Source organism: uncultured Alteromonas sp. (assembly GCF_963976965.1).
GTDB lineage: Bacteria > Pseudomonadota > Gammaproteobacteria > Enterobacterales > Alteromonadaceae > Alteromonas > Alteromonas naphthalenivorans.
The window spans coordinates 22,406-29,198 of record NZ_CAXBMP010000040.1; the positions used below are offsets into that span (position 1 = coordinate 22,406).

At 43.1% G+C, this 6,793-nt stretch carries 3 protein-coding genes; 2 read left to right on the forward strand and 1 reads right to left on the reverse strand.

The features are described from left to right. Nucleotides 1–95: 95 nt before the first annotated feature. Nucleotides 96–2,792: a DNA topoisomerase (ATP-hydrolyzing) subunit A gene (gene gyrA / locus AAC006_RS19670; protein WP_288389398.1), complete on the reverse strand. Its 2,697-nt coding sequence runs from the start codon at nucleotides 2,790–2,792 to the stop codon at nucleotides 96–98. A gap of 424 nt (nucleotides 2,793–3,216) precedes the next feature. Between gyrA and ubiG the strand changes: the two genes are divergently transcribed. Together ubiG and nrdA are read left to right on the forward strand one after the other, a co-directional pair. Next, nucleotides 3,217–3,921 (forward strand): bifunctional 2-polyprenyl-6-hydroxyphenol methylase/3-demethylubiquinol 3-O-methyltransferase UbiG, encoded by a 705-nt coding sequence (gene ubiG, locus AAC006_RS19675; RefSeq protein ID WP_126873195.1) that lies wholly within the window; start codon nucleotides 3,217–3,219, stop codon nucleotides 3,919–3,921. A gap of 554 nt (nucleotides 3,922–4,475) precedes the next feature. Continuing rightward, nucleotides 4,476–6,793 (forward strand): class 1a ribonucleoside-diphosphate reductase subunit alpha (gene nrdA, locus AAC006_RS19680; RefSeq protein ID WP_339892322.1); only part of this gene is annotated, 2,318 nt, incomplete at its 3' end.

The window sequence follows — 6,793 nt, forward strand, 5'->3', positions numbered from 1 at the left end:
GCGTTTTTCAACACCTATAAAATAACAAGCGGCCTAAGCCGCTTGTAATAAAGAACACCGATAACTGCCCGCTTTTAAATTAAGCGGGCAATACCCTACTCTTCTGTCGTTGAGCTGTCGCCGTCTTGTGCAGCGTTTTCTTCTTGCTCAATAGGTTCTTCTATAGCGATTGGATTGCCATCTTCATCTAACTCTAGCAATTCTTCTACTACTTCTTCTATACGTTGTAAGCCAACAACGTGTTCATTCTCAACAGTACGGATTAAGCGAACACCTTGGGTATTTCGACCTACCACTGATACTTCACCAACGCGGGTACGTACTAAAGTACCTTGGTCAGAAATAAGCATGATTTCATTGGCTTCATCAACTTGAACCGCGCCAACCACTTTACCATTACGCTCAGAAACCTTAATCGATACTACACCTTGTGTAGCACGGCTCTTCGCTGGGTAATCTTCAAGCGGTGTACGTTTACCAAAACCGTTCTCTGTGGCAGTAAGGATAGGACCATCACCACGAGGTACAATTAGGGACACAACGCGTTGGTCGTCTTGTAATCTGATACCACGAACACCGGTAGCGGTACGACCCATTGGACGTAGTGCTAATAGTTCTTCGCCAGTTTCAGGATCTAATTTAACGTTACCTGTTTCGCTTTCACGCAGTTTTTCGTTAAAGCGAACCACTTTACCCGCGTCTGAGAACAACATAATGTCGTCATCACCATGGGTAATGTCAACACCAATTAGTTCATCACCTTCGTTCAAGTTAACAGCAATGATACCGCTTGAACGTGGACGTGAATAAAGGCTTAAATCGGTTTTCTTCACCGTACCGTTAGCCGTCGCCATTAATACAAACTTACCTTCTTCAAATTCTTTGATAGGTAGAATTGCAGTAATACGCTCGTTATCTTCTAGAGGAAGAATGTTCACAATTGGACGACCACGCGCGTTACGGCTCGCTAACGGCAATTGATACACTTTCAACCAGTACAAACGGCCACGGGTTGAGAAGCAAAGTATGTGGTCATGAGTATTCGCAACGAGTAGCTTCTCAATGAAATCTTCATTCTTCATCTTGGTAGCGGATTTACCACGGCCACCACGACGCTGAGATTCATAATCATTAAGTTTTTGATACTTCACATAGCCTTCACGAGACAAGGTAACTACAACGTCTTCTTGTTCGATTAAGTCTTCAATATCAATATCGTGACTAGCAGCAGTAATTTCAGTGCGGCGCGCGTCACCAAATTCGTCACGAATTTTTTCAAGCTCTTCTTCAATCACTTCCATTAATCGCTCTGGGCTATTAAGGATGTGAAGTAGTTCAGCGATAACTTCTAGAAGCTGTTTATATTCTTCAAGAATTTTTTCGTGCTCAAGACCAGTCAGTCTGTGCAAGCGAAGGTCTAGAATAGCTTGTGCTTGTTGTTCGGTAAGGAAGTATTGTCCGTCACGAATACCAAACTCAGGCATTAACCAATCTGGGCGTGCAGCATCATCACCAGCACGCTCAAGCATTTGCGATACATCGCCTAAATCCCACCCTTGTGCCACTAACGCTTTTTTCGCATCAGCAGGGCCAGGTGAGGCTTTAATTAGCTCAATAATTGGGTCGATGTTGGCTAGCGCAATAGCTAAACCTTCAAGGATGTGTGCACGATCGCGAGCTTTACGTAGTTCAAATACCGTTCTGCGGGTAACGACTTCACGGCGATGCAGAATAAAGGCTTCTAAGGTCTCTTTTAAGTTAAAGACTTTAGGCTGGCCGTTATCTAACGCAACCATGTTAATACCAAATACCGTTTGTAACTGCGTATTGGCATATAAATGGTTAAGTAGTACTTCCGCTGATTCGTTACGTTTTACTTCAACAACAATACGCATACCGTCTTTATCAGACTCGTCACGTAGTGCAGAAATTCCTTCGATACGTTTTTCTTTAACTAGCTCAGCAATTTTTTCAATAAGGCGAGCTTTGTTAACCTGGTACGGAATTTCATTAATGATAATGGTTTCTTTACCGTTATCTTCCGTTTCAATTTCCGCTTTGGCGCGCATGTATATTTTGCCGCGACCGGTACGGTAAGCGTCATCAATACCTTTACGACCACTGATCATAGCGGCAGTTGGGAAATCAGGACCAGGGATATGAAGCATTAAGTCATCAATCGTAATTGATGGGTCTTTAATAAGGGCAATACAGCCGTTGATAACTTCCGTTAAGTTATGTGGCGGAATGTTAGTTGCCATACCTACCGCGATACCAGAAGAACCGTTTACCAGTAAGTTAGGAACCTTAGTAGGTAACACTTCTGGAATGTGTTCAGTGCCATCGTAGTTAGGTACGAAGTCGACGGTTTCTTTATCGAGGTCGGCAAGAAGTTCGTGGGCAATTTTTGCCATACGTATTTCGGTGTAACGCATCGCAGCGGCTGAATCGCCATCTACCGAACCAAAGTTACCTTGGCCGTCTACCAACATATAGCGAAGTGAGAATGGCTGGGCCATACGTACAATAGTATCGTATACCGCAGAATCACCATGTGGGTGATACTTACCAATTACATCACCTACCACACGGGCAGATTTCTTGTATGGTTTGTTGAAGTCGTTTTTCAGTTCGTTCATTGCGAACAGCACACGGCGGTGTACAGGCTTCAAACCATCTCTCACGTCAGGCAATGCTCGCCCGACAATAACGCTCATCGCGTAATCGAGATAGGAGTTCTTTAACTCTTCCTCAATATTAACGGGGAGGATTTCGTTAGCGTTATCAGACATAAACTGCTTAATCCCTTTTTTTCGGTTTGTTCTGCATTATCTATCTAGCTCAATCTACACAATATAGAGAAGCAAACGATAGATTTGCATTGTTATTATGGGCTCATAATCTTGCTTCGAGTGTAACACTTGATGACACATTTATGTAGCGCTTAATTGCCCTTCCTTACGTACTCGTTAACAAGCGATTATTTTTCGTTCAAGCAGGCACTCGAAACTGCATTCAAGTGCCAAAAACGATGCCTTAACGCTGGTTTTGCGTTATGTTATTGCTCTTATATAGGCAGTGTTTAATTAATTGCAGATAGCTTCTATCTGTCGAGCGGCATCAGTCATGCGCGTTCTTTTGCAAAATCGGTATATAAAAATCGATGTTATAAATTAGTGCAAAACAATAAGCAGGCGCAGAAAGGAAAAAATATAAATGACAAACGTTGATGAGCAGGAAATTGATAAGTTTTCAGAGTTAGCCTCACGGTGGTGGGATCCTGAAGGTGAGTTCAAACCCCTACATTTAATTAACCCACTTCGTTTAGATTTTATTAACCAACACAGCAATGGCTTGTTTAACAAGAAAGTGGTGGATATTGGTTGTGGTGGCGGCATATTGGCTGAGTCTATGGCGAAAGCCGGTGCTGAAGTTGTTGGGCTCGATATGGCAAGTGCGTCTTTAGAAATTGCCAAGCTTCACGGTTTAGAGTCGGGCATTAATGTTGACTACCACTGTGTTACCGCTGAATCCTTCGCAGACAGTCATGCAGGCGAGTTCGATGTAGTGACTTGTATGGAAATGCTTGAACATGTTCCCGACCCTGCTTCGGTAGTGCGAGCTTGCGCTAAATTAGTTAAGCCTGGTGGCCATGTTTTCTTCTCTACATTAAACCGAAATATAAAGTCTTATTTGATGGGGATCGTTGGCGCTGAGTATTTATTAAAGCTGGTGCCAAAAGGCACTCACGATCATTCTCGATTCATTAAACCTTCTGAACTTATGCAGATGACAGATGATGCCGGTTTGCTACCACGAGATATGACCGGCTTACATATGGACCCGGTTTCCCAGGGCTTTTATCTTTCTGACCGCAATGTAGACGTTAACTACCTACTATATACGGTGTCGCAAGATTAATTAGCACTACATATTGGGGTTTGATGATAATTTCAACACCACATATCGTGTTTAGGTGTTAAGTACGATATTAAGTTAAATTATTTTAAGCCTCGATCATTTTTTCGAATAGTACTTGCAATCAGTATATTTAAGGCTTGTAGAAAGCTAAAAAGTTAGTCACTACTAACCTAAAATCCGTGCCAGTTTAAGTGGTCGTTTAAGCACCAGATATTGGGTTGCATTGTGAGGCAAACCTCACTATCTTGTGTTTAATCCAACGCGGGATCCCGAAGCGAATTTTTTGGAAATTATTGAGATCGACAACGATCCTTTTACTGCGTTTATTCGGATGATCAGACAAAACATACTATTAAAGAAAAGCATTCAGCGGCATCTCTCAAACTTATGCGCTAATAAGTTTAGGGTTGGTCGTGGTTAGTTGTGTATTTCGCGCAAATGGTCTTACGCAGATGTATTACTTCGCAGCGAAACAACTAACTTAAAAAGAATACACATTATAACAGGGTGATATACCCACGCCTCGCGCGCTAACAGACAACGGCCAGAGTAACATGAATAATAGTTTATCCGTCACCAAGCGAAATGGTGAGCAAGAATCCATCGATTTAGAAAAAATTCATAAGGTGGTGACATGGGCTGCAAAAGGACTTGAAAACGTCTCAGTTTCACAAGTTGAAATTAAAGCTCAAATTCAGTTTTTCGACGGTATTAATACCAGCGAAATCCATGAAACCCTTATCAAATCAGCTGCAGACTTAATTTCTACCGACGCGCCTGATTACCAATACTTGGCAGCTCGCCTTGCTATTTTCCACCTTCGCAAGAAAGCCTACGGTCAGTTTGAGCCCCCTGCACTGTTTGACCATGTCACCAACATGGTTGAGATGGGCAAATACGATAAGCATTTAATTGAAGATTATACTGCTGAAGAATTTGCCGAGATGGATACCTATATCGATCATTGGCGCGACATGAACTTCAGCTACGCCGCCGTTAAGCAGCTTGAAGGTAAGTACCTGGTTCAAAACCGTGTAACCGGTGAAATTTACGAAAGTGCCCAGTTCCTTTATATCTTGGTAGCAGCGTGTCTGTTCGCTAACTACCCGAAAGATACCCGTATGAGCTACATCCGTCGTTTCTACGATGCCGCTTCTACGTTTAAGTTATCATTACCTACGCCAATTATGTCTGGCGTACGTACCCCTACTCGTCAATTTAGCTCGTGTGTACTCATTGAAACTGGCGATAGCCTTGATTCAATTAACGCCACCGCTAGCGCTATCGTTAAATACGTAAGCCAGCGAGCAGGTATCGGTGTGAATGCTGGCCGCATTCGCGCACTAGGTAGCCCTATTCGTGGTGGAGAAGCTTTCCACACAGGTTGTATTCCTTTCTATAAATACTTCCAAACAGCCGTTAAAAGCTGTTCGCAAGGCGGTGTTCGTGGTGGCGCAGCTACTTTGTTCTACCCACTATGGCATATGGAAGTTGAATCGTTATTAGTGCTTAAGAACAACCGTGGTGTAGAAGAAAACCGCGTTCGTCACTTAGACTACGGCGTACAGTTCAACAAACTCATGTATCAACGCATGATGAAAGATGACTATATTTCATTATTTAGCCCATCTGACGTACCTGGCCTTTACGATGCGTTCTTTGCCGATCAAGAAAAGTTTGAGCGTTTGTATGTGCAATACGAAAACGACGACAACATTCGTAAAAAGCGCATTAAAGCCATGGAGCTGTTCAGCTTGTTCATGCAAGAGCGTGCAAGCACAGGTCGTATTTACCTTCAAAACGTTGACCACTGTAACACGCACAGCCCGTTCAACCCTGAAGTGGCACCTGTACGTCAAAGTAACCTTTGTCTTGAAATTGCATTGCCTACTAAGCCTTTGCAGCACGTTAACGACGAAGAAGGTGAAATTGCCCTTTGTACGCTATCTGCCTTCAACTTAGGGGCAATTAAGTCACTAGACGAATTTGAAGAATTATCAGACCTAGCAGTACGTGCACTTGATAACCTACTCGATTACCAAGACTACCCAGTGCCAGCGGCATATAATGCCACTATGGGTCGCAGAACCTTAGGTGTAGGCGTTATTAACTTCGCTTACTACTTAGCTAAAAACGGTGTGAAGTATTCAGACCATAGCGCTAACGGCCTAGTTCACCGCACGTTTGAAGCTATGCAGTATTACCTACTGAAAGCATCGAACAATCTTGCGAAAGAAAAAGGCGCGTGTCCTAAGTTTAACGAGACGACTTATTCGCAAGGCATTATGCCTATCGATAGCTACAAGAAAGATCTTGATGGCGTATGTAACGAGCCTCTTCATTACGATTGGGATGCCCTTCGTGAAGAAATCAAGACTCACGGTTTACGTAACTCTACCTTGTCTGCGTTAATGCCTTCTGAGACATCGTCTCAAATTTCAAACGCAACAAACGGTGTTGAGCCGCCACGTGGCTTTATTAGTATCAAATCAAGTAAAGACGGCGTACTTAAGCAAGTCGTACCAGAGTACGAGCGCTTAAGAGATCAGTACGAACTGTTGTGGGATATTCCTTCTAACGATGGTTACTTACAACTAGTAGGTATTATGCAGAAGTTTATCGACCAAACTATCTCTGCTAACACCAACTACGATCCTAGCCGTTATGACGGTAACAAGGTTCCTATGAAGCTGTTACTGAAAGACCTATTAACAACGTACAAGCTGGGTGTAAAAACCCTGTACTACCACAACACACGCGATGGTGCGACAGACGCTTCAGCATTAGATGTTAAAGCCAATGAGCCGTTACCTCGTCAAGAAGAAGTGGTTATAGAAGAAGACGATGATTGTGCAGGCGGTGCGTGCAAAAT

Coding starts and splice junctions, on each gene's coding strand:
- gyrA (WP_288389398.1), bottom strand. CDS start 2,792: ATGTCTGATAACGCTAACGAAATCCTCCCCGTTAATATTGAGGAAGAG.
- ubiG (WP_126873195.1), top strand. CDS start 3,217: ATGACAAACGTTGATGAGCAGGAAATTGATAAGTTTTCAGAGTTAGCC.